This window comes from Corallococcus sp. AB032C, from assembly GCF_003668935.1.
Lineage (GTDB): Bacteria > Myxococcota > Myxococcia > Myxococcales > Myxococcaceae > Corallococcus > Corallococcus exiguus.
Window position 1 is genome coordinate 93,593 of sequence record NZ_RAWP01000019.1, and the last position, 25,718, is coordinate 119,310.

16 protein-coding genes are annotated in these 25,718 nt (G+C 66.0%); 14 read left to right on the top strand and 2 right to left on the bottom strand.

Annotated elements, in window-relative coordinates:
• Nucleotides 1–40: 40 nt before the first annotated feature.
• The gene (gene tssB / locus D7X99_RS11335; RefSeq protein ID WP_121777785.1) at nucleotides 41–601 is read right to left on the bottom strand and encodes a type VI secretion system contractile sheath small subunit; all 561 of its coding nucleotides are present in this window, start codon (nucleotides 599–601) and stop codon (nucleotides 41–43) included.
• A 310-nt stretch (nucleotides 602–911) separates the two neighbouring features.
• Here tssB and tssK point away from each other — a divergent pair, with 310 nt between their 5' ends.
• The 14 genes from tssK (at nucleotide 912) to D7X99_RS42295 (ending at nucleotide 22,169) form a co-directional block, all read left to right on the top strand.
• The gene (gene tssK, locus D7X99_RS11340) at nucleotides 912–2,165 is read left to right on the top strand and encodes a type VI secretion system baseplate subunit TssK (protein ID WP_121777786.1); all 1,254 of its coding nucleotides are present in this window, start codon (nucleotides 912–914) and stop codon (nucleotides 2,163–2,165) included.
• Between the two features lie 27 nt (nucleotides 2,166–2,192).
• A complete protein-coding gene (locus D7X99_RS11345; protein WP_121777787.1) occupies nucleotides 2,193–2,771 on the top strand; it encodes a hypothetical protein in 579 nt (192 codons plus the stop codon).
• An 11-nt stretch (nucleotides 2,772–2,782) separates the two neighbouring features.
• The gene (locus D7X99_RS11350; protein ID WP_121777788.1) at nucleotides 2,783–3,421 is read left to right on the top strand and encodes a DotU family type IV/VI secretion system protein; all 639 of its coding nucleotides are present in this window, start codon (nucleotides 2,783–2,785) and stop codon (nucleotides 3,419–3,421) included.
• A complete protein-coding gene (locus D7X99_RS11355; protein WP_147476127.1) occupies nucleotides 3,418–3,738 on the top strand; it encodes a hypothetical protein in 321 nt (106 codons plus the stop codon). The genes D7X99_RS11350 and D7X99_RS11355 overlap by 4 nt, the downstream gene beginning before the upstream one ends.
• Nucleotides 3,739–3,741: 3 nt before the next feature.
• Nucleotides 3,742–7,443, top strand: coding sequence for a type VI secretion IcmF C-terminal domain-containing protein (locus D7X99_RS44450; protein ID WP_121777790.1), 3,702 nt, complete (start codon nucleotides 3,742–3,744; stop codon nucleotides 7,441–7,443).
• Nucleotides 7,440–7,955: a hypothetical protein gene (locus tag D7X99_RS11365; protein WP_121777791.1), complete on the top strand. Its 516-nt coding sequence runs from the start codon at nucleotides 7,440–7,442 to the stop codon at nucleotides 7,953–7,955. The genes D7X99_RS44450 and D7X99_RS11365 overlap by 4 nt, the downstream gene beginning before the upstream one ends.
• A 9-nt stretch (nucleotides 7,956–7,964) precedes the next feature.
• Nucleotides 7,965–13,808, top strand: a complete 5,844-nt coding sequence (locus tag D7X99_RS11370; RefSeq protein ID WP_121777792.1) for a choice-of-anchor D domain-containing protein — start codon at nucleotides 7,965–7,967, stop codon at nucleotides 13,806–13,808.
• Nucleotides 13,809–13,926: 118 nt separating this feature from the next.
• Entirely contained in the window at nucleotides 13,927–15,681 is a 1,755-nt protein-coding gene (locus D7X99_RS11375; protein WP_121777793.1) for an alpha/beta fold hydrolase, read from the top strand.
• A 36-nt stretch (nucleotides 15,682–15,717) separates the two neighbouring features.
• Nucleotides 15,718–16,701 carry a hypothetical protein gene (locus tag D7X99_RS11380; protein ID WP_121777794.1) on the top strand — a complete coding sequence of 328 codons (984 nt, stop codon included), beginning with the start codon at nucleotides 15,718–15,720 and terminating at the stop codon, nucleotides 16,699–16,701.
• A gap of 37 nt (nucleotides 16,702–16,738) precedes the next feature.
• Nucleotides 16,739–18,079 carry a peptidoglycan-binding protein gene (locus D7X99_RS11385; protein ID WP_121777795.1) on the top strand — a complete coding sequence of 447 codons (1,341 nt, stop codon included), beginning with the start codon at nucleotides 16,739–16,741 and terminating at the stop codon, nucleotides 18,077–18,079.
• 204 nt (nucleotides 18,080–18,283) lie between these two features.
• Nucleotides 18,284–18,754 carry a DUF3304 domain-containing protein gene (locus D7X99_RS11390; protein ID WP_158626989.1) on the top strand — a complete coding sequence of 157 codons (471 nt, stop codon included), beginning with the start codon at nucleotides 18,284–18,286 and terminating at the stop codon, nucleotides 18,752–18,754.
• Entirely contained in the window at nucleotides 18,738–20,648 is a 1,911-nt protein-coding gene (locus D7X99_RS11395) for a DUF2235 domain-containing protein (protein WP_147476128.1), read from the top strand. Before D7X99_RS11390 ends, D7X99_RS11395 begins: the two co-directional genes overlap by 17 nt.
• 34 nt (nucleotides 20,649–20,682) lie before the next feature.
• Nucleotides 20,683–21,456: a hypothetical protein gene (locus D7X99_RS11400; protein WP_147476129.1), complete on the top strand. Its 774-nt coding sequence runs from the start codon at nucleotides 20,683–20,685 to the stop codon at nucleotides 21,454–21,456.
• 113 nt (nucleotides 21,457–21,569) lie between these two features.
• Nucleotides 21,570–22,169: a hypothetical protein gene (locus D7X99_RS42295; RefSeq protein WP_147476130.1), complete on the top strand. Its 600-nt coding sequence runs from the start codon at nucleotides 21,570–21,572 to the stop codon at nucleotides 22,167–22,169.
• 43 nt (nucleotides 22,170–22,212) lie between these two features.
• Here D7X99_RS42295 and carB read toward each other — a convergent pair whose 3' ends face one another.
• Entirely contained in the window at nucleotides 22,213–25,464 is a 3,252-nt protein-coding gene (gene carB, locus D7X99_RS11410; protein ID WP_121777800.1) for a carbamoyl-phosphate synthase large subunit, read from the bottom strand.
• Between the last annotated feature and the right edge of the window lie 254 nt (nucleotides 25,465–25,718).

The following is a 25,718-nucleotide window of genomic DNA, read 5'->3' on the forward strand; positions in this document are numbered from 1 at the left end:
CTCGTTCAGGAAGGTCGTGGGGAGGGGCTTGCGCCCGGCATCACGTCGTCGGCGGCTGCGGGTTCGTCGCGGCCAGCTTCGGCAGGCTCATCGACTTGAACGCGGCCAGCTCCGTCTTCAGCTTCTGGACGGCCTCCGGGTTCTGCGCGAGCTGGCGCACCAGCTGGCGGAACTCCTTGCGGTTATCCAGGTTGCCCTGCAGTTCCAGGAGCAGCTTGCGCAGCGTGAGCAGCGCGTTGATCTTCGGAACCTGGCGGGCCACGTCCACCGGGCTGAAGGACTTCATCGAGTCCAGCTTGAGGCTCACCTGCAGCGGCGCCGGCGCCGAACCATCCACCGGGTCCTTCTTGTCCACGCGGTTGGGCACGCTGAAGTTCAGCGTCATGCCCATGTTCTGGATGACCTGGTTCAGGTTCTTGCCATCCAGATTGCGGATCTCCCGCTGATCCAGGTCCTTCTTGCGGTCGTTGGAGGTGCCCTTGGAGAAGTCCCCCATCACCAGCAGCCGGAACGGAAGCGCCTTGTCCGCCCGGGTGCCATTCACCTGGGTGCGGTAGGTCAGCGTGATGCGTGATCTGGGAATTTCGTCGGTGATGGCCATGAGTACCCCCAAGAACTGAACCGCCGTTTTGTGAAGGAATTGATAAACCATATGAATATACAAAAGCAATACACCCCCAACGCATGACCTGACACGATGGGCGCGTCGACACCCGGTGAGACAGGAAAGACCCAACCCATGGTGTTTCATGCCCTTCAGGGCACGAAACCAGACACGGTGGATCAGCCAGGCTCACTTGACGTCACAGGCTCCAGGCCGGTAGCTTTTTCTAAACACTGTCACCCAGCCCAGGCAAGCTTTTGCTCCGGGCGGTCCCCGTGACGGAAAACCCGCTCCCGCCGTCCCTGCCATGAACCCAGACACACTCGCGCGAGTCCTGTGGCAGGAAGGGCAGACCCTGCTGCCCGAACACTTCCGGGCCCAGGAGGAATCCCTCTCCACGGAGGCCCGGCGCTACGCGGGGTTCGCGGGTCTTCCGGTGGTGGGCGTGAGCGCGTTGCGTTTCAACGATGTGTTGCTCGCCAAGGGCTCGGTGGCGCTGGAGGAATTGACCGCGGTGTTACCGGGAGGCCACCTGGTGGAGGTACCGGGTAACGCGGATGTAACACCGCTGTCGCTCGAGGAGACGGGCCGCATGCGGGTGACGGTGTATCTGCACCTGCTGGGCGTGCTGGAGCCCCGCGAGGACCTGGCGCCCGCGGGCGGTGAAGCGCCCAGCGTGGTGCGCGCGGGACGGAGGCTGTGCCTGTCGCTGGAGCCGGTGGTGGACGACACGGTGAGCAGCCTGTCGCTGGCCGTCTTCACCCGGAACGCGGACGGGCCCTGGCAGCTGTCCGCCACGCACCTGCCGCCGCTCTTGAGCGTGGGCCCCCACCCGTTCCTGGAGCCCCTGTTCGAGCAGCTGGACGGCCTGCTCCAGCAGGCGCAGGGGCAGCTGCGCACGTCGCTGCGCGAAGGCCTGGTGCGAGGCGACCGGCTGGCCAGCGCACGGCGGGCGCTGTGCGAGGTGCGAAGCCTCCAGGTGCTGCGCCAGGACATGCGCCACGGCCTGCAGCCGCCGCCGTACCCGCTGGTGCAGGCGCTGCGGCGGCTGTACTTCGAGACGTGCTGCTACCTGGAGGCGGAGCCGGACGACGAACTGCCCGCGTACGAGCACGAAACGCCGGGCCCGGGAATCGCTCGGTGGATGGAGCTGCTCACGCGCGGGTTCCGCCCGCAGGCCAGCCCCCTGTCCTACCGGGTCTTCGACTTCCAGGAGGGCCACTTCAAGCTGACCCCGCTGCCCAGGGAGACGCCGCCGCCGGATGACTTCTACCTGCTGGTGCGCCGCCAGGAGCGCGACCGGCCCCGCTCCATGGAGGGCGTGAAGCTGGCCAGCCCCTTGCGGCTGCCGGCGGTGCGGCGCCAGGCCTTGAAGGGCGTGCCGTACCGGCACGTGGCCTTCCCGTCGTTCCCCCACGCCTTCGACGCGGACATCGACTGGTATCAGCTCACGCCCCAGAGCGAGGAGTGGCAGTCCGCGACGCGCGAGGACGGGATCACGTTCTTCGCCACGCCCGCGCTCGAAGGGGCGCAGGTGCTCCTCTACTGGCGCAGGGCCTGACGGCGGACCGAGGGGGGAACGGCGCGCATGCCCAAGCTCATCTGCATCATCGACATGGACAAGGAGAAGGGCCTCACCCTCACCACGGAGGACAAGGACGGGAAGATCCTCCAGACGGTGAAGATGGACGGCGAGTCCATCACCCTGGAGGTGAAGGGTGACAGCGCCACCAGCACCATCGTGCAGAAGCAGGACAGCGTCACGGTGACCTGCAAGTCCTTCGTGCTGAAGGCGGAGACCATCGAGGTGACGTCCACGAAGGCGTCGTCGTGGAAGAGCGACGACACGTTCGCGCTGGAGAGCGCCAAGGCCTTCACGGTCACCACGAAGGACGAGCTGACGCAGAAGGCGGCGAAGGACGCGACCTTGTCCTCGGACAAGGCCGTGACACTGAAGGCGGCGAAGATGTTCAGCGTGGAGGGGGCCGACGTCCAGATGGAGGCCAAGAGCGGAGAGCTGTCGCTGATGGCCCCGTCCGTCAAGGCGGAGGGCAAGAAGGACATCGCCATGGAGGGACCGCAGGTGAAGTTGACCGCCAAGGCGCAGCTGGCGCTCAAGGCGGACGGCATGGCGGAACTCAAGGGCGGAATGGTGAACGTGGGCTGACGGGGGGCGCGATGAAGCTCGAACACTGGCAGGTCGTCTTCACGCAGTACCGGCAGGCCCAGTCCGTCCTGGACGGGTGGCTGCCGCAGTCCGCGCCCGGTTCGGCCGCGGCGGTGGGGCTCTTGGGCCGCGAGGGCCTGCGCAGGCTCCACGACGAGCTCCTGGAGGTGATTGAGCGGCTGCGCGCGGGCCTGGGCGCCCACGCTCGCGACGAGGAGGTGCAGGACGCGCTGAGGCCCTTCACGTACCTGGTGGACGAGCGCGTCCTCCTGCGGCTCGCGGACTCGGAGCAGCCGCTGTGGCCGCTGTTGCAGTACCGCCTCTTCGGCGAGGACGGCGGCGGCGAGGCCTTCTACACGCTGGCGGATCAACGGCTGGATCAGCCGGGTTCGCCCGCGCTGCTCTTCGAGATGCTCCACTTCTGCATCACGGCGGGCTTCGGAGGCCGCTACCTGGGCCATACGGCGAAGCTGCGCGAGTACCAGGAGCGGCTGTCCGCGCGCATCGTCACGCCTCCGCCACCGCCCGCCACCGCCGCGTCCGGCGAGTCCCTTGGGCCGCTGCTCTACACCTTTCCCGCCCGCTACTACGCGGCCAGCGCCGCGAGCGTGCTCGGGCTGCAGGGCCTGCTCTGGTGGGTGACCCGGTGAAGCCACAAGCGGCCCCCCAGGCTCCGCCCGCGCCCACAGCCACGCTCGACGCGGCGCCCGCCCTGCTCCAGGAGATGCGCCGGATCATCGCCGCGCGCCTGGGAGTCGGGACCTTTGGCCTGGAACCCATGCTGGACGAGCTGGGCCAGACGCTGGCGCGCCTGATGCCGGGGCCGGGTGACGCGCGGCTGTCACCGGAGGAGCAGGGGAAGGCGCGCGCGTCGTTCGCGGGCACGGTGGACACACTGGAGGACGTCCTGGAGGCCCTGCATCGCTCGGGCCGGGCTGGGCGCGTCCTGGGCTGGGGGGAGCGCTGAACCATGGATGTCATCAAGAAGCTGACGGCGTTCATTCCGCCGAAGTGGAAGCCGTATGCGCTGCTCGTCCTGGCGCTGCTGGCCCTCTTCGTGCCGTTGTTCCTCGTGTGGCGCGCGAAGCGCAAGAGCACGCCGGCCGGAGGGACCGCCGCGCCGGAGCCCCTGGCGAAGAACCGTCTGCGCAAGGTGCGCGAGAAGTTCCTGGCCGGGCTGCCCCTGCGCCACCGCGTGGCGGTACGGGACCTGCCAGGTGTGGTGGTGATGGGGCCGGCGGGCGCGGGCAAGTCGCGGCTCATCGAGCTGGACCTGGACTGGAAGCGGCAGGCGCGGCAGTTCCTGCCCAGCCTCCTCACGGACTCGCTGCTCCAGGTGTACCTGGGCGCGGACGTGGTGGCGCAGGAGCTGTCCCCGCAGCTGTTGGAGGACGAGTCGCCCCAGGCCCGCGAAGCCCTGCGCCGGCTGTGGAGGGACAGCTTCGGCGGCGGACAGCAGACGCTGGCGGTGCTGGTGCTGGACGCGCGCTGGCTTCAGGACACGCCCCCGGACGAGGTGCGCCGGGCGGCGCAGCTGTTGCGGGGCAAGCTGAATCTCTTGTCGGAGGTCCGCGGGGGCGCGCTGGAGACGCGCGTGTGTCTCACCCACCTGGATGAGCGCGAGGGCTACGCGGACTTCGCGAAGCTCCTGCGCGCGTACCACGTGCCGCTGCGCTTCCCCCTGCCGCCGCCCGGCCAGGAGGGCAAGCTGGGCTCGCTGCTCAAGGCGCAGGAGCAGTACCTGGCGCTGGGCCTGACGGCGCTGCCGGTGGAGTCCTTCGAGCGGCTGGAGCGCTTCTATTCGGAAGGCCACGCGCCCTTCGAGGCGCTGTCGCGCTTCGTGACGGCGCTGATGGAGGGCCAGACGCTGGCGTACGCCCCCACGCTGGCCACGGTGTCGCTGTCCTCCGCGGACAAGGACGCGAGGGATCCGGACGTCCTGTCGGTGTCCGCCGAGGCCAGCACGGCGAGAGCGGTCCACGACCGCTACCTGCACACGCACCTGCGCCGGGCGGTGCTGCTGGGCCTGGCGTTCGCGCTACCGCTCCTGGCCGCTTACGGGCACTTCGCGTGGAGGTTGGGCCAGGCGCGCACGCGCGTGCAGCGCTTCGAGGACATGGTCCAGCGCATGCGCGACCAGGGGCAGGAGGTGTCCGGAGCCGCGGTGCAGGATCCGGTGCTCGCGGCGGGCCAGTCCCTGGACTCGCTGTGGAGGGCCATGAACGCGTGGCCGCTCCTGCGCTACAGCTTCACCGGCGCGCGCGAGGACCTGCGCCAGCGCCTGGCCCGGGGCATTCGCGAGGCCCACATCCGGCCCGCGCTGGAGAAGTGCCACCGCCAGCCGGACACGTGCCGTCCCGAGCAGGTCGTCTACCTGCTGGCCACGTTGCACGGCTCGCGCGAGGAGCCGCTGGGGCAGCTGGTGCTGTCCAGCCTGAAGACGCGCCCGAACTGGAGCTTCGTGTCGGAGGGCGGCCAGGCGGAGTCCGCGGGCGACGTGGCCGCGCTGGAGGCGGGGCGCTCGTGGGTGACGGCGGTGGGGCTGAACGAGTCCCTGGTGGCCGACTACGTCACCATGAGCAACCCGCCGTGGTCGGCGCCAGACACGCCCGAGGCCAGCTGGGCGCGCTGGCCCTTCCCGGAGCCGCTCACGCTGGAGGCGCAGCTGCTGCCGTGGCAGGCGCACCTGCGGCGGTTGCAGGACCTGCTGGCGAACCGGGCCGTGGAGCCGCGCGAGCTGGAGCGGCTGGACGCGGACCTGGAGTCCATGCAGGACGAGCGCAGGCGGCTCCAGGTGCTGCTGGACGACAGCGCGCGCTTCAGCAGCCTGCCGCGAGCGTTGGAGCTCCTGGCCGCCTCCGAGGCGCGCGTGGACACCAGCCGCTTCCGGGGCGTCGCCTCCACGCTCAAGACGGTGGCGTGGATCAACGACCACCGGGACGCGCTGACGAACGTGCTGCGCATGGAGGAAGAGGCGTACCTGGGCGTGAAGGCGGTTCAGAAGATGACCGTGGCGGAGCTGCTGGTGCGCGACGGCCTGTGGCTGCCGGGCAACGGCCCCGCGGTGCTCCAGGTGCCGGTGCTCCAGAGCACCTTCGAGTTCCGTCCCAAGGACGGCTCGCGGCTGCTGCACCAGGCGCTCTTGCGCTACCACGAGAAGACGGGGCGCCTGCCCTTCGGCGTGGTGGAGGGCGAGGAGGTGGTGGCGTCGCGAGGTGGAGCGACCCTGGCGGCGGACCGGCTGGAGTTCGACACGCGGCTGCGCCCGCTGGTGGACGAGTTCACCACGCGAATCAAGGGCGCGGGGCTCCCGGTGGAGGAGGTGTCGCAGCGCCAGGAGCACGTGCGCCGCAAGGTGAACCAGTTCGCGTTCCAGTACCGCAACCGGCTGTTCCAGCGCGTATCCACCTACCGCTTCCAGGCGGTGATTCCCGCGCTCCTGGCGGAGGAGCTGTCGCGCCTCACGCAGCCGTCCTCGGAGCTGGTGGACATGCTGCGCGACGTGGCGCAGGGCGTGGCGCTGGAGCCGCTGGACGGCCCCTTCTACGAGTCGCTGCGCAACGCGGTGGCGCCGTTCAAGCCCATCGCCACGGTGATGAAGCCGGATGAGACGGGCAACTACACGGCGCTCAACCCCTACCGGGCGCTGGTGGCCCAGATGTCGGACGAGCTGAACGCGGTGCCCCGTCCGGGCGTGGTGCCCGCGGAGGCGACGGCGTCGCTCAACGGAGGCCTGGCCACCGGCGGCGCGCAGCCGGCGGGCGGGGCCGCGAAGCTGCCGGAGCTGCTGACGCCGCTGGGGCGGCTGGCCTTCGCGATGATGATGGAGGACGACACGTCCTACCTCCGCAAGGTGGACGCGTGGCTGGATCAACAGGGGCTCATCGGAGAGCTGAGGCAGCCCTTCCGCCAGCCGTTCCTCGCGGTGCGCGATCTGGGGCAGCGCGAGATTGAGAGGACCCTGGAGCGGCAGTGGGACGACGCATCAAGTCGATTCCTGCGTCCGCTGCTGGGCCGCTACCCGTTCACGCCGGACGCATCGCAGGAGGTGGATCCGGGAGACCTGGAGGTCCTGCGCAAGCAGGACGGAGCGTTCTGGGAGTTCGCGACGCGGGTGCTTGCGCCGGTGTGCGAGGAGCGAGGCTCGGAGTGGGTGCCGCGAGGCGCGCTCCAGTCACGGCTCGCGTTGCCGCAGGGGATGTTGCCCACGCTGGGGAGGCTGTCGCGGCTGGCCCGCATGTTGTGGGACACGGAGGGGAGGCCCCGGCCCCTGATGCTGCAGGTGATGCCGTTGCCGCTGCCGAAGGCGCCCACGCAGGGCAGCTTCGTGACGCTGGGTTCGCTGAAGTGCGGCAAGACGACGTTCCTCGCGTACAACCAGAGTCCGACATGGCAGGAGTTCCCGCTGGCGTGGTGGGACCAGCAGACGGCGTCGCTGATGCTGGAGGTACGAGCGCCCGCGGACCAGTCGGTGCAGTACGCGTCGCTGGAGAAGTCACGTTCGGCATGGAGCTGCTTCCGGCTGCTGGAGTCGTCGCAGTCCACGGAAGACCCGCAGCACCGCCGTTGGTCATTGAGAGCGCGGGGCGCCACGTCCACGGACGGGGTGATGGACCTGCGCTTCGGGCTCAAGGGTGAGCCCTGGATTCCATTCCGCGAGGTGCCGCGATGAAACCGTGGGCGAGCTGCATCCCATTGGCGCTGTGTTTCCTGGCCGCGTGCCAGCCGAGCACGCTGCACCTGAGCGTGAAGGCGCCGTCCGGGACGAACCAGGGCCGGCCGCTGTACATGCTGGTGCGCAAGGTGGATCCGAAGCAGTTCGCCGTGGAGTCCTACGGCGAGGTCTCCGCGCGCATCTTCCAGCCGGACGCGGACGTGCTGATGTCGGCGCTGATCTATCCGGGCACGTTGCAGCGCCTGAAGGTGCCGCTGCCGGACGACGCCGCGCCGGTGGCGGTGTCGTTTCTCTTCACCGCACCAGACGGAACCTGGCAGCAGTTCGTGAACACGCCCACGCCCGGCTCACTGGACATCGAGCTGCTCGAAGGACGCATCCGCACGGGCACGCAGCCCGCGGCGCCCAATAAAGGCGACGACGCGGCGAAGCCGCCCGAGCCGCCCGCCGCCCCGAAGCCTCCACCCTCTTCTACCGCCAAGGCCCCGGCCCTCCACGCCGAGAACTGAGGTCGCCTCATGCAACGCATCCTGCTCATCCTGACGGCTGCACTGTGCGTCCTGACCGCCTGCGGTCCTGAGGCGGAGAAGGCACTGGAGCCCGGCACCTCCAAGACCACCGTCGGCGCGGCGCTGCGACCCGATGATCCCGCGGCGTCACTCAGCGTGTCGGAAACCTCCATCCACTTCGAAGACCAGGCGCCGTGCCAGCAGCTGGTCTCGAAGTCCATCAAGCTGTTCAACACCAGCAGCACGGCACTCACGGTCCACCGGGTGAGCGTTACCGGGGCGTTCACCTTCGACGGCATCTACGACGCAGCGGTCAACCGCTGCGACACGAACTGCTCCGTGCCGAACACGCCACTGAGCAGCACGACCCCCATGCTCGTGAAGGTCAAATTCTCCCCGCTCCAGCCCGGCAACTTCCAGGGGACGCTGACGCTTCACACGAACGATCCCGCGGCTCCGTCGATCGTCGTGGCGCTGGATGGAAGGGCCACGGGCCCATTGATCGTCCTCGGCCAGACGTCCGTGGCGTTCGGGGCCCATGAGTTGGGCTCTACGACAACGCGCAACGTCAAGGTGATGAACCTGGGCAATACGAACTTCACGATGGAGCCTTCCGCCACGGCTCCCTTCAGCGTGTCCGGCGCCTCGGTGACCGTCACGCCCTCGGCCCCGGTGACGCTGGCGGTGAGCTTCAACCCGTTGACCGTTGACGACCTTGGGCCGATCACGGGCTCGCTCTTCTTGACGACCGCTTCCGTCGTGTGCCCCGCCCCGCCATCCGCCACGCTCACGGGCGAGGGGCTTTCCCCCGCGAAGCTTTATGTGAGCAGCAACGCGCTGGCCTTCGAGGCCACGCCGGTGAACACCGACAGCGTCACCCAGGAGGTCATCGTCCGGAACGACGGCGACGGACTCCTCACGGTGACCCAGGTGAAGCTGCCCGCCAACTCACCGTTCCGCGTCGACACCACGGGCACCTTCAGCCTCGCGAAGGGCGGCACCCAACGTCTGAGGTTGACGTTCCGCCCGACGGGGACGGGCACCTGGACCCACGACCTCAGCTTCACCATCAACGGCACGGACGTACCCGCCGTCTCACTGACAGGCAGCACGCCGGCGGTCGTCCCCGCGAAGCTCGTCTTGAGCCGCACGACGATGGTCTTCCCACAGACGCCGTTGAACACCGACAGCGCCTCCCAGGAGGTCACGCTCCGGAACGAAGGCGGCAGCGCACTCAATGTGAGCCAACTGGCGCTGGCCCTGGGCTCCCCCTTCCGGGTTGATACATCGGTCCCCTTCAGCATCGCCCCCGGGGGGACGCAACGCCTGAATGTGACGTTCCGCCCGACGTCCGTGACTTCATCCGACACACTGGTCATCAAGAGCAATGTCGCGGACCAGTCCGTGACGCTCACAGGCACCGCGCCGTCCAGCCCGAAGCTTGTCTTGAGCCGTACCGCGGTGGCCTTTGGGCAGACGCCGTTCAACACCGACAGCGCCCCCCAGGAGGTCACGGTCAGGAACGGCGGGGACAGCCTGCTCACGGTGACCACCCTGACGCTGCCCCAGAACTCTCCTTTCCGGGTGGATACCTCGGGCCCCTTCAGCCTCGCGCCCGGAGACACCCAGCGCCTGCAGCTGATCTTCCACCCGACGCCGACGAGCGCCACGACCGGCAAGCTCACCTTCACCAGCAACGACGCCACCGCCCCTGAACTCAATCTGTCCGGCACCACGACGCCGGGCAATGCCTGCCTGGGCATCTCCCCTCTTTCGTTCACATTCGCCGAACAGGAGGCAGGAGACGTGGGCAGTGAGCAGAAGACGGTGACGGTGACCAACACGGGAACGGTTCCGATGACGGTGACGCCCATCGTGACCACGGGAAGCAGTGCCTATTCCGTGAGCCCCAGCACGGCGTTCACCCTGGCACCCAGCTCAGCGGGGAGTGAGCTCTTCATCACGTTCAACCCCGGCGCCAATGAAAACGGTGCCGTGGATGGCGTGCTCACCTTCAACACGTCTCCCACCACGTCCTGCGTGACCAGCGTTCCCCTCCATGGCACCGCGCGCAAGACTTCGCTGGGAGTCAGCACGACCACTCTGGCGTTCCTTGACTACACCGTCGGCGAACAGCCCCTGACCCAGCAGGTCATCCTCTCGAACAGCACCAACTGGCCCATCAAGGTGTTCCCGGTGTCACCTGGGGTCCTGACCCCCTTCACGGTCTCCGGCATTCCGACGGAGGGCCTGACCGTCGCGAAGAACGGGGGTACCGCCGCGGTGACGGTGACCTTCGCCGCGACCACCTCGGGTACCTATTCGAAGACGCTCCAACTCCAGACGGATGCCTCGCAGCCCGTGCCCCCCGTGACAATCACAGGCCAGGCGCTCGCCCCTGAGCTGTTCCTTGTCAACAACCCCCTGACGTTGCCAAACGTGGCGCCCGGCGGAGAGTCCACGGCCGATGCGACCTTGCGCAACACCGGCAACCAGGCCCTATTCCTGTCGAAGGTCACCCCGGAAAGCGACGCCTTGTTCCAGGTCATCGACTTCCTGCCCCAGACCGTGCAGCCGGGCGCGGAAACCAAGGTGAAGGTGCGCTTCCGTCCCTTGTCCAGCACGGGCGACCTGGAGACGCGGCTGCGCTTCTTCACCACGAATGACCGGCAGTTGCCGCCCGTGCTCGTCGTCAGGGGTAACTCCAATGGCCCCAACGCCGTCTTCACCGCGACCGAGATCGACTTTGGTTACAAGCAGAACCGGATCACCCACGTCGATCTCAGCCTCAATGTGAGCAACAGTGGCACCGCATCCTCCGAGCCACTGAAGGTCACCCAGGTTCGCATCCTGCCGACCGGTACGGCGTTCGCCGTGGATGCCGTCACCGCCTCCGAGCCCGAGCTCGCACGGGGTGCGAAGCGGCCCCAGCCCTTCCGGGTGACCTTCAGTCCCAATGAAGAGGACAAGGTGAACGAGGCCAGCCTGGAGATCACCTACAAGGGGACCGTGAGCCAGATCACCACGGTTCGCAACTTCCCGCTGCTGGGAATTGGCGCGGAGGCCAGGTTCTCCACCTCGAAGAGCAACGTGGACTTCCCCGCCACGCAGCCGGGCAGCTCCAATACGCAGACGCTGGACATCATCAACACAGGGCATGTGGACGTGGACCTGGCGGAGGTGGCCGCCAACCTCGGGACGTTCAACATCGACGTCATTGGCTGGCCCAACCCCATCGTTCCAGTAGGGGGTTCTCGCCAGATCGAGATCACGTTCGCCCCCCAGCTCTCGGGCAACTACTCCGCCAATCTCTCACTCGCCACGAAGCCGCCTGCCACGGCGGGACTGGTCCTCAAGCTGTCCGGCGTTGCCGCCGTGGCACAGCTGCAGATGAACCCTCCTCAGCTTGTTTTCAACGAAGTCCCCCGACAGACCTCCAGCACCCAGACCGTCGTGCTGAAGAACATCGGCTCCGCTCCACTTGAAATCAAGAATGTGTCGACGGCGATCGGTCCCTTCAAGGCCATGCTGCAGAACAACCCGCAGCTCCCCGTTTTCCTCCAGCGAAACGAGTCCGCCCTGCTTGAGGTCACCTTCACCCCTGACGCCGCGCAGGATGTGACTGGCACCGTGCAGGTGCAGAGCAACTCGAACGACAGCCAACTCCAGACCATCACTGTCTCGGGCCGGGGCACCGTCCCCGTGTTGACGCTGCCCGGTGGCGCTCCCGAATTCGCGCCTCAGGCGCTCAATGTCGAAGGGGATTCAAAGAGGCTGGTGGTGAGGAACGAAGGCAAGGCCCCGCTGGTGGTCTACACCGTGGAAGTCCCGGACCAGTTCTGCCTGCGCGAGGACACGCAGCAAACCACGCCTTGCCAATCCTCCCTGCGCCCCACCGTGCCCGGGCCCGTCTTCACGGTGGCCCCCGGTGCCGAGCATTTCATCTACATCTCGGCAAAGCCCACCCAGCTCCTCGCCATCGAGCGCAACCTGACCATCTCCAGCAACGCGGATCCGTCAGCCACCCTCGTGAAACTGCTCGTGGATGGGGTGGGCGGCGTGAGCTTGTCGCCCTCCAATATCGACTTCGGGCGCGTGAACTTCGGCTCGTTCGTTGAAAAGACGGTGACGGTGACCAATACGGGCATCACCGACGCGAACATCTCCGTGACGCTCCCCCCGGGGAGTTCGGAGTTCTCCGTGCAGGACCAACTGCCCAAGGTGCCCGCGAATGGCAGTGCCTCCGTGAAGCTTCGGTTCACCCCCCAGGGGGCGACAGGCGGGCTCAGGACGACCAAGGCCTCGGTGCAGGTGGAGGCGTCCTCCCAGGCTCCGCTGGAGCTCAGCCTCCAGGGAACGGCCACGCTGGCAAGGCTCGCGGTGACGCGCAAGGACGCCCAGGCCTTCGACGGGTCACTTGATTTTGGAGCCGTCCGGGTGAACACGACCTCGGATGCCATCGGACTGAGGCTGACACATGCACTGCCGGCTGGCTCCGCGGACCCAGGCACGGGATCGAGCACGCTCAAGGTGGAGGACATCTCGCTGGACGCCGCGGATGCGCAGTCGTTCATCCTGCAGAAGCCTTCGCTACCGCTGGTGCTGAATGCAGGAAACAGCATGGATGTGTCGGTCCAGTTCCGTCCGGACACCCAGCGGCGCTTCAACGCGGTCCTGCGCATCAAGTCTGAAGACAGCCAGGTTGGCACCATGCTCGTGACGCTGGGGGGCCGCGGCCGGACGAACCAGCTCAGCCTGTCCACTCCCACGTTGGAGTTTGGCGCGCGGGTGGCCGAGTCTTCCGCCTCGGCGGTCCGTTCCGTGCGGCTCACCAACGAATCCCTCCAGCCGTTGTCGGTGAGGGGCCTGGAGATCATCGGCGCGACAGAGAACTCCGAACCGTCGCACTTCAGCCTGGATTCCGCGCCCACGCTCCCCTTCACGTTGGCGGCCCAGGAATCGAGGGACATCCTCGTCAAGTTCGTCCCCCGTCCGGACGTCACGTCCAAGGCGAACCTCTTGGTGGTGACGAGCGACATCGAGTCTCCGCAGGCACAGGTGTCCCTGTCGGGCCGGGGGCTCTCCACGGTGTTCCGGGCACTCAACCGTTCGCTGGATTTCGGCACCGTGCGCCAGTCGGAGCCAGCGACGACAAAGGTGGTGCTCACCAACGACACCTCCCAGGAGCTGGTGCTGATGCCGCCCAAGGTGGAGGGACCCCAGGCCGCGAGCTTCGTGGTGGTGTCTCCCATCCTGGGAGCGGAGGGCCGCGCCCTGCCGCAGGGTGATTCGCTGACGTTGGACCTGAAGTACGACACGACGCAGATTGGCGCGGCGAAGGCAACGCTCGTCCTGGGCACGAAGGACCAGGAGCGCGCGGCGCTGGTGGCCCTGTCGGGCATCTCGGTGGCCAGCTTCCTGACCATCGAGCCGTTCGAGTTGGACCTGGGCTGGGTGGACATTGGCGCCACCAGCACGCCGCGCACGGTGACGCTCACGAACCAGTCCGCGTCGCCGGCGCGGCTGAGCGTGGTGTCGAACAGCAACCCTGCGTTCGAAATCGACGCGAGCGCCCTGGATGCCGAGCTGGCGCCGGGAGCGCAGACGACGGTGGGCGTCACCTTCCGTGGTGAGGTGGGAGGCCCCGCGGAGGGAACGCTGAAGCTGCGCCTGCGAGGCGAGACGACGGCGGAGGCCACGCTCACGCTGAAGGGCCAGGCCCGGACGCTGGGAGGCACGGGCGGCGGCTGCGCCTGTGGAACCAGCGGGGACGGGGGCGCGGCGTTGGCCCTGTTGCTCCTGCTGGGCCTGGGGCTGGCACGCCAGGGGCGGCGGGCGCAGGCAGAGGACTGACGCAGCCCATCGCCGACCACGGCGCAGTCGAATCCCGGCCCATGGTGAGGAAATCCATGGGCCGGGTGAAGACCTCTCCACTCAATCCATCCAGCTGCACTCAGCAGGAGCGGGCGTCATGACTCAGCATGTCGTCAAGGCCGGAGAGTCCCTGTACAGCATTGCCGCGTCCTACCGAATCGCTGACTGGCGCGTCGTCTATAAAGACCCACGAAACGCCGCGCTCCGGAAGACACGGCCCGATCCCGACCACATCAAACCGGGTGACAAGGTCTACATCCCAGAGTCCAACGTGTTGACGGTGGCGTCCGGCTCGGGAGCGACAAAGACACACGCGTCGTCCTCCAATGCGCTTCGCATTGACTTGAACGCACTGCGTCTCCAGACCCAACACATCCGCCAGGACAACACCCGGGTCGCCACACGGCCCATCGTCATGCCCAAGGCGCCACCCGAGCCATGGGCCGAGGACTTCACGCCCGACCACGCGTTCTACGAGTACCTGGCTCACGACTTCGCCTATCTGAACAACCAAGGCGGCGGCACGCAGGCGGGCATCCAGGTCGACAGGTTCCTGTATCGCACTGAAACGCCGGAGCTCTGGGCAATGCCCGAGCTGAAGTTCCCGGCGACCTATGCCGTCTCAACCAAACGCCCCTACTCCAAGAAGCCGGGCATACAGCCCCTGTACTACACCATTGTCCAGATGGAGGGCAGCGACCCCCATAACAAGACCCATGGCGTGTTCGCCTACTGGCTGCAGCCATCTCGTGGGAGCCATCCCATCATCGCGGTCCGCGGCACCGAGTTCGAGAAGGCACCTGATGCCGTCGCGGACATGGACCCCGCGGGGGTTGGCGCCACGGCCTTCAAGCAGACGCGCACGCTCTTCCAGACCCTGCTGACGCGCATTGGCCGGAAGGACATCGTTGTCGTCGGACACAGCCTGGGCGGCGCCATGGCGCAGCGGGTGGCGGTCGATTTCGGGGACTCGGTTCTCCAGGTGGTGACCTTCAACTCACCCGGCGTCGATAGAAAGACCGCGAACCGCCTCAAGGCCCCCAAGGGTCCGCTGGCGACGCATTATCTCACCCAGGGAGATGTCGTCTCACTCGCGGGCGAGACGTTGCTTGCAGGCAACGCCACCATCCTGGAGGGGGCCGCCACGGCGGAGCTGCGGAGGCTTCTCAAGAATGGCTCGCTCCGCAAGGTGGATGATCTCCTCACCGACGTGCTGACCCTCGTCTTCAGGCTCGCCGTCAATAGAGATCTGTTCCCAACGGCGATAAAGACCTCCAACATCCTGGAGCTGTTCGCCGCGGCGGCGATCGCCTGGGCCGGAGGGGACGCCAAGGCCGCCCAAAGCGTGGGAGGGGCGCTTGGGGCTCTCCACAGCCAGCGCTTGCTGGGTCCCAACGGGACCACCAAACGCACCCGGCTCACGGTAGGCCCCCAGTCCAACGACAACATCCAGAGCCCCATCGTCGAGGAGATGCGGAAGAAGCGGCTTGGGGTGCTCAACATCCCGGGACTCTACCAGTCGGTGATGAGGCAGATCGGCGCGCTCATGAATGCACCGGCCAAATCCCTCATGAAAGAGCTTCTGTCCTACGACTCTCCCCTGCCCAAACTCGCTCGCACGCTCCTTCCTCCCCTGGTGACGCTGAAGGTCGCGCTCGATGAAGTGGGGGGAATGCAAGGCCTTGTCATCAAGTCGCTGCATCTTCCGCCTCCGAAGTTCGACGTGAAGATGCTTCAACCGGACCGGCTGACCATGGACCGCGACAACACCTACGTGGCGACGAGGGTCCCCCTCATCAACCAGGGGAGCCTGGGAAGAAGCTCGGCGCAGCGCTCTCCGGGCCCCCGGTAACCCGACGCTGATCACGGACACGTCACCAGGAGGTGAATGATGGACTTCACGGAGCTCAAGATCGCCAGGGGCAGTGGCAACTTCCATGTGAATCAATTCCGGATCCTCTTCAGCGTCCCCGGACTCCAGGGTGATCCACAGAAGCAACTTCCGGTGCTCGTGGCGGAGTTCACCAAGGACTTTCCCAAGTTCTTCAATGGGCTCGGCAAGAACATGCACGAGAACCAGGCGAGCGTCGCCTGGTCGACTCGGCAGTTCGAGCGCACCCGGACGCTTCGCTTCCTGCTCGACGTCAAGCTCGCGGCGTTGGGCATCAACCTGCCTGACTTCCACAGCGATTGGGTCCACGTCCTCTGGCAGGATCCCAACAAGGGGTTCGCCGCGCAGACGCTCAAGCGAAATTTCTCGGAGGGCATGGAGAAGCCCTTGTCGATCCTGCCGCTTTCGGCGCTCTCCGTCTTGATTCAATACAATGCGTACCACTTCCTCGCGGGCCGCCGGTCCTGGGTCTTCGGCCTCTTGCAGCCGGGGATGCCGGGATGGAACGCAGGAAGTCTCCAGGTCGGCAAGGTCGAGGGCGGCAAGTTCACGCCCAACAGCGGAGGCCCCACCCCCGTCTTCTACCTGGAGTCCGCGGCGGTCGAGCGCTCCTCGCTGCTCTTGTTCAAGCTCATGGAGGTGGATCCCGGGATCTTCGTCGACATCCGCGAGACCATCATCTCCCTCTGGAGCAACCTGCTCGCGAACTACGTCCACTCCAAGGGCTTCCGCCTGAACGTAGGCCACCCCAAGACCTATGGCACGGATGACGGTGCCTCTCTTTGGACAACCCAACCTGAATGGCGGGGGGTCTATCGCCGGAAGGCGGAGTTCGAAACGCCGCGGGAGCTCAACGCGAAGAAGTGGGTCCAGTATCTGCTCGATCTCCACCCCGCGTTGAAGAGCCAGCCGTTGACGGAAGCCGCCTTCAAGGGAATGGGCGGTCGTTCCGGCGGGGGCGGTGCCAGCGGAGGATGGTAACAGCCCCCTCCCCCAAACACCAAGGGGTTCAACAGCAATGTTAGACAAGCCCAAAAAAAGCGGCACCAAACCATTCCCGATACCGATCGGATACCGGGAAGCACCCACTCTGGAAGAAGTCCGCACCAAGAACCTGCGCATCTCCGCCGGACAGGCGGGATGGGCCGTCAAGAGCATCCAGGAAAGCCTCGCAAGAAGTGGCTTCCTGCCTCCATTCACATCCGCAGGCAAGAGCTCGTTCGACGGCCTCTACACGAAAGAGCTCAAATCAGCAGTCACGCGTTTTCAGGAAAGCAGAAAACTACGCGAGCGGGACGCTGTCGGCCCGGAAACGCTCAGCGAGCTAAGGCTAGAACTCGCGCCAGACATCCTAACGCCGGGCGGAACACGGATCTTCGCCATCAAAAACGAGGATTACGCCCCCATACATACGAAGCAGATACTCACGCCTAAAGATCAAAAAATCCTCCCCTACCTCGCTGGGAATTCAGCCCTGGTCACCAAGGATCAGCAGGAACTCAAAACCACACTCATCAACCTCCCCAATCACCAGAAGTTCAAAACAACCCTCAAGAAATACAAAATCAACAACATCAGGGAAATCACGCCCAAGCAGTCAGCCTACCTGTCGCAAGAGGTAGCAGCCTTTACGCTCAACTGGCTGGACACAAAAGGAACAGGACGCAAGCTCAGCGACACCCTTGCCTCGGACTCCCTCAGCATGTCCAGCATGATCGCCCAGGCGCTCTCGAACGAGCCCGTCGAGGCGGCCTGCCGCAACTTCGCCGAGGCCGCTGAGTCCGTGTTCGAAGGACTCAAGGCGATTCAGCAGCAATCCACGAGCATGCTGTCCAACACCTACTGTATACAAAACTCGGGCGGAGGCCATCGGACATGCGCCATCATGACCGTGCTCCCGGGTGGAGACATCGCCGCGACCATCATCGATCCAGGATGGAACGAATCCAACGTCAATCGCGGCATCCCCTTGAACGACTACACGTTCGCGACAGCCTACGACGATCCCGCAGCAAGCGTTCGCTGGGCATACATGGCCATCAACGTTTGCGCACACACAGGCGACAAGCGATTGGCTGACTTTGAAAAGTGGCTCAAGAAGAAGGACCACTACTCCACTGGCGAGCTATCGGCCGCGCTTGACGCTCTCCCCGTAAACTCGCGCGCGAACGCACTAAAGTTCCTGACCATGGACTCCCAGCGCGAGCTCATCAAGTTCAGGTCTAAAAACAACCTTCACGAGTTCTATTTCAACCAGAAATTCTCCCTCACAAGCCCGCTGCTCTACCATGGGGGTGATGGAGTCACGAGGAGAGACGCAGCGGAAAAAGAATATCGCACAAAGATAGGCTGCAACTGATCCTGTCCACGCATCAGATGCGAGCCTGACGAAAAGCGGCTGTGCGCGGTGGAAAGAACAGAGGCAACCGGGTAAACCCGCTCAATGGCGACCCTCTCCAAGGTTCATGAACGGCTCTCCACGAAAAGTATCCGCGGCAGCGCGTGGCTGGGAGTCCTCCTTCTGGCGGCCTCATGTAAGCAGCCGGCGGCAGAGACGGAGCCGGTGGAGCGCCCTCCGGCGGTCCCCCAGGAATCCTCCGGTCTCGCGAAGCCCGTCTCGCTGGAGATCAACGGCTACAACTACACCGACCTCGCCATCGACAGCTTCGAGGTGAACGGCCAGGGCGGAGGTGACCTCTCGGTCAGTTCGACGACCAGTGGAGGCGGCAAGGGCACCTGCTGCCTGGGGCTCTCGCCTGGCACGAAGTTTCCCGTGGAGCTGACCATCCAGTGGACCCGGGACCGGAAGCGTTGGTGTGAGAAGACCGTCCAGCTCGCGGCCCCGGTCACCGCGAACCCCGGTCACCTGGGAGTGCACTTCTTCCCGGATGGACGCATCGAAGCAGAGCTCACCGAAGGCTACCCAGACTTGAAGTTGAAGCTCGACCGGGTGGACGTGGGCAGGCGCAAGCCCACTGGAAACTCGGTCCAGGACGAGCAGTCAGCGAGGTGCCGTGATGGCGACGATCCATGAGCAGGGCAAGCAGCAGTCTTCCAGGCGGTTGATCCAGGCGGCATCTCTCGCGGACCTTGATACGGCGGGCACGGCACGTGCCCCCAGCCTCAAGACGGCCCTGGTACCCCAGGCCGCCCCCGCCGCTGTGCCGCAGACCCTCAAGGTCTCGTTCTTCTTCGACGGCACCGGCAACAACCTGGACGCGGACCTCGGCACCGAGGAACACAGCAACATCGCGCGCCTGTTCCGCGCCCACTCGGAGACCAGCTCCGCCAAGGGTGTCTTCAGCTACTACCTCCCCGGCATCGGAACGCGCTTCAAGGCGATTGGCGACCCGGGCGGCGAGACGTTGAGCCTGGGTTTTGGAGACAGGGGGGACGATCGTCTCGACTGGGCGATGAAGAAACTGAAGCAGGTGCTCGAACTGAGCAAGGGCCGCAAGGTCCTCGTCGCGTTGTTCGGGTTCTCTCGTGGAGCCGCGCTGGCGCGTGCCTTCGCCCGGCTCGTGAATGATAAATGCATTGGAAGCAAGACCGGTGGATGGAGCTTCACGCACAACGGCACCGCGCATCCGATTCGCCTGTACTTCATGGGGCTCTTCGACACCGTGGCCTCGGTGGGCATGCCCATGAGCACCAACAACGGTCAGGCCATTGACCTGTCCTCGGGTCTCCTGAGCCTGGAGCAGGCGCTCAATAGCCGCCATGCCTACGGCAGCACGCTCTCCAACATCGCGTTCGCCGAAGGCGGTGCGCCCGGCGCGGATCCCGCGTCAGGCTGGGCGGATGGCCACATGGCCTGGGCGGATGACCTCCGCATCCCCGCCATGGTGGAAGACTGCGTCCACATGGTGGCGGCACACGAGATCCGCAATTCCTTCCCCCTGGACAGCGTGCTTCAAGGCAGTGGCTACCCGAAGAGCTGCCGTGAGATGGTCTACCCCGGAGCGCATTCGGACGTCGGCGGTGGCTATCGCCTGGGCGAAGGGGCCCGGAGTACGGCCGCCGGTTCTTTCTTGAGCCTCATTCCCCTGCGAGCCATGCGTGCCCAGGCGATCAAGGCCGGCGTGCCCCTGGAGGCCTCCAGTCCCCTTCCCCTCAAGCAGAAGGATTTCGGGGAGGATGCCTCCAGCAAGACCGCGTTCGCCACCCTCTCCCGCCGTTTCAATCACTACATGGATACCTCGGGCTGGGGTGGCAAGTCGGTGGGCGGCATGATGCTTTCCCACATGAAGCTCTACTACCAGTGGCGCCTGCACAAGGCATTGCTCAACCAGAAGAGCCGCGGCGCGGGCAAACCCACGGCGGACCAGACGGTGCTCGCGTCCTATGAGCCCGCCTGGAAGAAAGAGCGCAACACGCTCACCCAGACCACGAACAGGCTGAAGACCGAGACCAAGGAGCACCGGCGAACCGCCTGGGCCCTCCAGGACTCGGGAGCGTGGATGTCCAAGGAAGGGCAGAAGATGTACGAGAAGGAGGTGGCACTCGCGAACCAGACGGATGATCAGTACCTCGCGAAGAAGTCCCTCCTGGACACGCTGCCTGGCACGGATGGCTCGTTCGTGAAGAACTCCAGAATCTACGACGCGCAGCTCCTCTCGGACGTCCAGATCCTCCAGGCGCTTGCGAAGAAGAAGGGACGGAACAAGCTGCGGCCGCACTACCGCGCGCTGCTGGAGGCCTATGAGGCGGAGGCAGCGGGCAAGGGCTTGAAGGACGCGGAGATCATCGCGTTCTTCGACACCTACGTTCACGACTCACTCGCCGGCTTCGCTGGCGATGCGACGCTGCCGTCCGACCCGCGCGTCGTCTACACGGGCGGTGACGACAAGCTCGAGTACGCCAACAACAGCAAGCCGTCACCTCGGAGCATCGAGAGCGCATTGGAGGCCTCCTCTCAAGCCACCTGAGTTGCTGTTCATCATTTCCAGGAGGTACGACGTCGTGAAGAATGCCTTCATCCTTCTCTCGGGTGGTCCCTCCATCTACGATCCCAAGGATCCGGATCGGCATGACCAGAGCTGGGACAACTTCGTCACGCCCCCGCTGCTCCGGGCGAATAAAGGTGCGCTGCACGACCCGAAGACGGAGGACGTGCATTGGCTGGTATATGAGGACGCCTACAGGGAGCGTTGGAGCAGCGACGTGGCCAGTCAGAAGTCAGCGCCGACCCAATACCAGCACACCGTCGACATCAAGATCCGGCACAATCGCCTGAATTATCTGGACCTCCTCAAGGCCCGCGCCAAGGACCGCGGCTGGAAGTACGAAGGCATCTCGCCGGCCCAAGGGTTCTGGGACTACATCAACAAGCTCAAGGGCACCAAGGTGAGCCGGGTCTGGTTCTACGGTCATGCCAGGGATGACCTGTGGCTCTCTCTGAATCACCGTGCCAGCGACCACGTGGCCATCTCACCCGACTCCGATGCGATCCTGACCTGTACTGACATCAAGAAGATTGCCGCGTTCTCCTTTGTTCCGCAAAAAGCGGCGACCCACCCCCACAAGTTCTTCGGTTGCAATACGAAGGCCTTCGCAGAAACCTGGGCCACTACACTCACCGTCTTCGCGGAGGGCTCCTCTGGCAAGGTGGGCTTCGAGAAGATCCATGAGCGCGGAGGAAAGGTAAGACTCAGTGCCGGAGCCCAGTGGTATCAATACTCCAAGACATCGGCCCCGCGGTTGCTCCACTCGAAGGCGGGAGAAGAGGTGGATTGATGAGATGGCGCGGGTATCTGGCAGCCCTGGCACTGTTCGGTGTCGGGAGTGTGAGCCTCTACTCTTACCTCACACCGTCCCCTTCCAGGCCCGCCCCACCCGATGCGCTAGAGGTGGTTCCCGAGTACTTCGCGGAGCAGACCTCGGATTGCGATGTGGACCTGTTGAATCTGGCTACTTCAGAGGCAGGCTCCTTCAAACGTGTAATTCCTATTGGTTCGAACCGGCCTCACGAGCGGCTGCGCCGCAATGTCTGGGAACACGGCCGATACCTGGTCCGTGGACGCTTTACAGGCAAGGTCCGTGATTTTCAGGAGTGCGCCAGCTTCCCCGAGTTCGAAGTGCTCGACTTCAAGCCCTGGGGGCCTGTCCAGCGCTGCGCCTCCCCTGGGGCACTCGATGCGGCGATGCTCGCGTACACCGGAGATCTGCCCCAGGACCGCTACGCCCCCGAGGACTTCCTCGATGGGCCCTGGCCACCATCGATTGACGATAGGTCTTGCAGGCGCGTCGCGGCTTGCGCGTTGGATCAGCGCCGCGCCGACTCCCGCGGCTCTCCCGAGGACGTCATCGACGGAGAGGAGGACCCTTCGCTGGATGGCAGGTTCTGCCATCCCGTGACCTGCAATCCTGGAGAGAAGCGGGTCGATGCATGCTCAGGCATCATCTGGTGCTGCCAGCTCCTGCCCGAGGATGCGCCACCCCAGCCATGATCCGCGGCCCCCAAACCTCCAGGGGCCGCGATTCCTCACGGGACTACCGGCGCGCCGGGGGCACGCCGTTCTCGCCGTACAGGTAGCTCTGTAGCGGCTTCACCGCGAGGTCCGAGCGCTTCAGCGACTCCAGCGCTCCCACCGCCATGCGCGCCGCCTGCACCGTCGTGTAGTACGGCACCGAGTGCATCAGCGCCTCACGGCGGATGGAGAAGCTGTCGGAGATCTCCTGCTTGCCGAAGGTGGTGTTGATGAGCAGGACAATCTCCCCGTCGACGATCTTGTCGACGATGTTCGGCCGGCCCTCCTTCACCTTCTGCACCCGCTGCGACTCGATGCCCTTCGTCAGCAGGTAGTCGTGCGTGCCCGCCGTCGCCGTCAGGCTGAAGCCCATCGACCGCAGGCGCTTCGCCAGGTCCACCACCGCCGGCTTGTCGTCGTCCTTCACGGAGATGAACACCCGGCCGCTCTTGGGCAGCTTCACTCCCGCCGCCAGCTGGCTCTTCGCGAACGCGGACGCGTAGTCCTCCGCCAGGCCCATCACCTCGCCCGTGGACTTCATCTCCGGGCCCAGGATGACGTCCACCCCGGCGAAGCGCGCGAACGGGAAGACGCTCTCCTTCACCGCCACGTGCCGGAACTCCGGCTCCTCCGTGCGGTCCAGCTCCTTCAGCGTCTTGCCCACCATGCAGAGCGCGGCAATCTTCGCCATCGGGACGCCCGTCGCCTTGGAGATGAACGGCACCGTGCGGCTGGCGCGCGGGTTCACCTCCAGGATGTAGATGTTCTTCCCCTGGATGGCGAACTGCACGTTCATCAGGCCCACCACGCCCAGCTCGCGCGCCATGGAGATGGCCTGGTCCTTCATCCGCTCCACCAGGTCCGGCGACAGCGAGTGCGGAGGCAGCGTCGCCGCCGCGTCACCCGAGTGCACACCCGCCTCCTGGATGTGCTCCAGCACGCCGCCAATCAACACCTGCCCCGTGCGGTCCGCCACCAGATCCAGGTCCACTTCGATGGCGTCCTTCAGGAAGCGATCGATCAGCACCGGGTGCTCCGGCGACGCGCTCACCGCCTCGCGCATGTAGCGCTCCAGGCTGGACGCGTCGTAGACCGTCTCCATCGCCCGGCCGCCCAGCACGTACGACGGGCGCACCATCACCGGGTAGCCAATCCGCTCGGCCACCTTGAAGGCCTCCGCGTGGCTGCGCGCGACGCCGTTCTCCGGCTGCTTCAGGCCCAGCTTCTCGATCAGCTTGGAGAACTTCTCGCGGTCCTCCGCCCGGTCGATGGCGTCCGGCGACGTGCCCAGGATCGGCAGCCCCGCCTGCTCCAGCGGCACGCTCAGGCGCAGCGGCGTCTGCCCGCCGAACTGCACGATGGCGCCCACCGGCTTCTCACGCTGGGACACCTCCAGCACGTCCTCAATCGTCAGCGGCTCGAAGTAGAGGCGGTCGGACGTGTCGTAGTCCGTGGACACCGTCTCCGGGTTGCAGTTGACCATCACCGTCTCGTACCCGGCCTCGCGCAGCGCGAAGGCCGCGTGCACGCACGCGTAGTCGAACTCGATGCCCTGGCCGATGCGGATGGGACCGCTGCCCAGGATGAGGACCTTCTGCCGGTCCGTGGGGGGCGCCTCGTCCTCCTCCTCGTAGGTGGAGTAGAGGTAGGGCGTGTACGCCTCGAACTCCGCGGCGCAGGTGTCCACCCGCTTGAACACCGGACGGATGCCGCGCGAGTGCCGGTGCGCCCGCACCTCCGCCTCCGGGTAGCCCATCAGGCTGCCCAGGTACTTGTCGGAGAAGCCGTGCGCCTTCGCCTGACGCAAGACGTCGTCCGCCAGGTGATCCAGGCGACCGATGTCCGCCAGCGACTGCGCCTCGTGCACCAGCGCCTCGATGTGCCGCAGGAACCACGGGTCGATGGCGGAGAGCTGGTGCACGTGCTCCACCGTCATGCCCTCGCGGAAGGCCTGCGCCACGAACCACGGGCGCTCCGGACGGGGCACGCGCAGTCCCTCGTGCAGCACCTTCTCCCTCTCTTCCTTCTCCGAGGGCAGCTCCGGCGACTCCAGGCCCACCCGCCCCAGCTCCATGGAGCGCAGCGCCTTCATGTACGCCTCGGGGAAGGTGCGGCCAATGGCCATCACCTCGCCCACCGAGCGCATGCTCGTGGTCAGCGTGCGGTCCGCCTTGGGGAACTTCTCGAAGTTGAAGCGCGGGACCTTCACCACCACGTAGTCCAGCGTCGGCTCGAAGGAGGCCGGCGTGTCGCGGGTGATGTCGTTGCGCAATTCGTCCAGCGTGTAGCCCAGCGCCAGCTTCGCGGCGATCTTCGCGATGGGGTAGCCCGTCGCCTTGGACGCCAGCGCGCTGGAGCGGGACACGCGCGGGTTCATCTCGATGACGACCATGCGGCCGTCACCCGGGTGGATGCCGAACTGGATGTTGGAGCCGCCCGTGTCGACGCCAATCTCGCGGATGATGGCCAGCGACGCCTGCCGCATGCGCTGGTACTCGCGGTCCGTCAGCGTCTGCGCTGGCGCCACGGTGATGGAGTCACCGGTGTGCACGCCCATCGGATCCAGGTTCTCGATGGAGCAGATGATGATGACGTTGTCCGCGGAGTCGCGGACCACCTCCAGCTCGTACTCCTTCCAGCCGAGCACGCTCTCCTCCACGAGGATGGTGGAGGTGGGACTCGCCTTGAGGCCCGAGCGGCAGATGGCCTCGAACTCCTCGCGGTTGTACGCGATGCCGCCGCCCGTGCCGCCCAGCGTGAAGGACGGACGGATGATGGCCGGGAAGCCAATCTCCTCCACCAGCGCCATGGCGTCCGTGAGCGTCGTCGCGTAGCCGCTCTTGGGCAGCGCCACGCCAATCTTCTGCATGGCCGCCTTGAAGAGCTGGCGGTCCTCGGCCTTGTTGATGGCCTCCAGGGACGCGCCGATGAGCCGCACCCCGTACTTCTCCAGGATGCCCTTCTCCGCGAGCGCCTTGGCCAGGTTCAGCGCCGTCTGCCCGCCCATGGTGGGCAGCAGCGAGTCCGGGCGCTCGGCGGCGAGAATCTTCTCCGCCGCCTCCACGGTGATGGGTTCAATGTAGGTGCGGTGCGCGAACTCTGGGTCCGTCATCACCGTGGCGGGGTTGCTGTTGAGCAGCACCACCTCCACGCCCTCGTCCCGAAGCGCCTTGATCGCCTGGGTGCCTGAGTAGTCGAACTCGACGGCCTGCCCGATGACAATCGGGCCCGAGCCAATCACGAGAACCTTCCGGATATCGGTACGCTTGGGCATCGGGCGCCCCCCATACCAACGTCCGCCGCCACATGCACGCGGTGCGTTGTGGCATCCGAAGAGACCGTCCGATGCCTGCTTGCTCGGGAGACCCCAGCCCGGCGTCCTCTGCTACGCTGCCGCGCTTCCCTCCGGAGGTTTCATGCGTCGCTGGCCCCTGGCCCTGCTCGTCCTTCTCTCCGCGCCCGCCCTCGCCCAGGACACCGCTCCGGCCGCCACGCCCGCTCCCGCCGAGCCCACCCCGGCGCCAGCCC

Excerpts from the sequence above, each read along its gene's own strand:
- carB (WP_121777800.1), bottom strand. The coding sequence starts at position 25,464 with ATGCCCAAGCGTACCGATATCCGGAAGGTTCTCGTGATTGGCTCGGGC.
- tssB (WP_121777785.1), bottom strand. The coding sequence starts at position 601 with ATGGCCATCACCGACGAAATTCCCAGATCACGCATCACGCTGACCTAC.
- tssK (WP_121777786.1), top strand. The coding sequence starts at position 912 with ATGAACCCAGACACACTCGCGCGAGTCCTGTGGCAGGAAGGGCAGACC.
- D7X99_RS11345 (WP_121777787.1), top strand. The coding sequence starts at position 2,193 with ATGCCCAAGCTCATCTGCATCATCGACATGGACAAGGAGAAGGGCCTC.
- D7X99_RS11370 (WP_121777792.1), top strand. The coding sequence starts at position 7,965 with ATGCAACGCATCCTGCTCATCCTGACGGCTGCACTGTGCGTCCTGACC.
- D7X99_RS11395 (WP_147476128.1), top strand. The coding sequence starts at position 18,738 with ATGGCGACGATCCATGAGCAGGGCAAGCAGCAGTCTTCCAGGCGGTTG.
- D7X99_RS11375 (WP_121777793.1), top strand. The coding sequence starts at position 13,927 with ATGACTCAGCATGTCGTCAAGGCCGGAGAGTCCCTGTACAGCATTGCC.
- D7X99_RS44450 (WP_121777790.1), top strand. The coding sequence starts at position 3,742 with ATGGATGTCATCAAGAAGCTGACGGCGTTCATTCCGCCGAAGTGGAAG.
- D7X99_RS11380 (WP_121777794.1), top strand. The coding sequence starts at position 15,718 with ATGATGGACTTCACGGAGCTCAAGATCGCCAGGGGCAGTGGCAACTTC.
- D7X99_RS11385 (WP_121777795.1), top strand. The coding sequence starts at position 16,739 with ATGTTAGACAAGCCCAAAAAAAGCGGCACCAAACCATTCCCGATACCG.
- D7X99_RS11350 (WP_121777788.1), top strand. The coding sequence starts at position 2,783 with ATGAAGCTCGAACACTGGCAGGTCGTCTTCACGCAGTACCGGCAGGCC.
- D7X99_RS11365 (WP_121777791.1), top strand. The coding sequence starts at position 7,440 with ATGAAACCGTGGGCGAGCTGCATCCCATTGGCGCTGTGTTTCCTGGCC.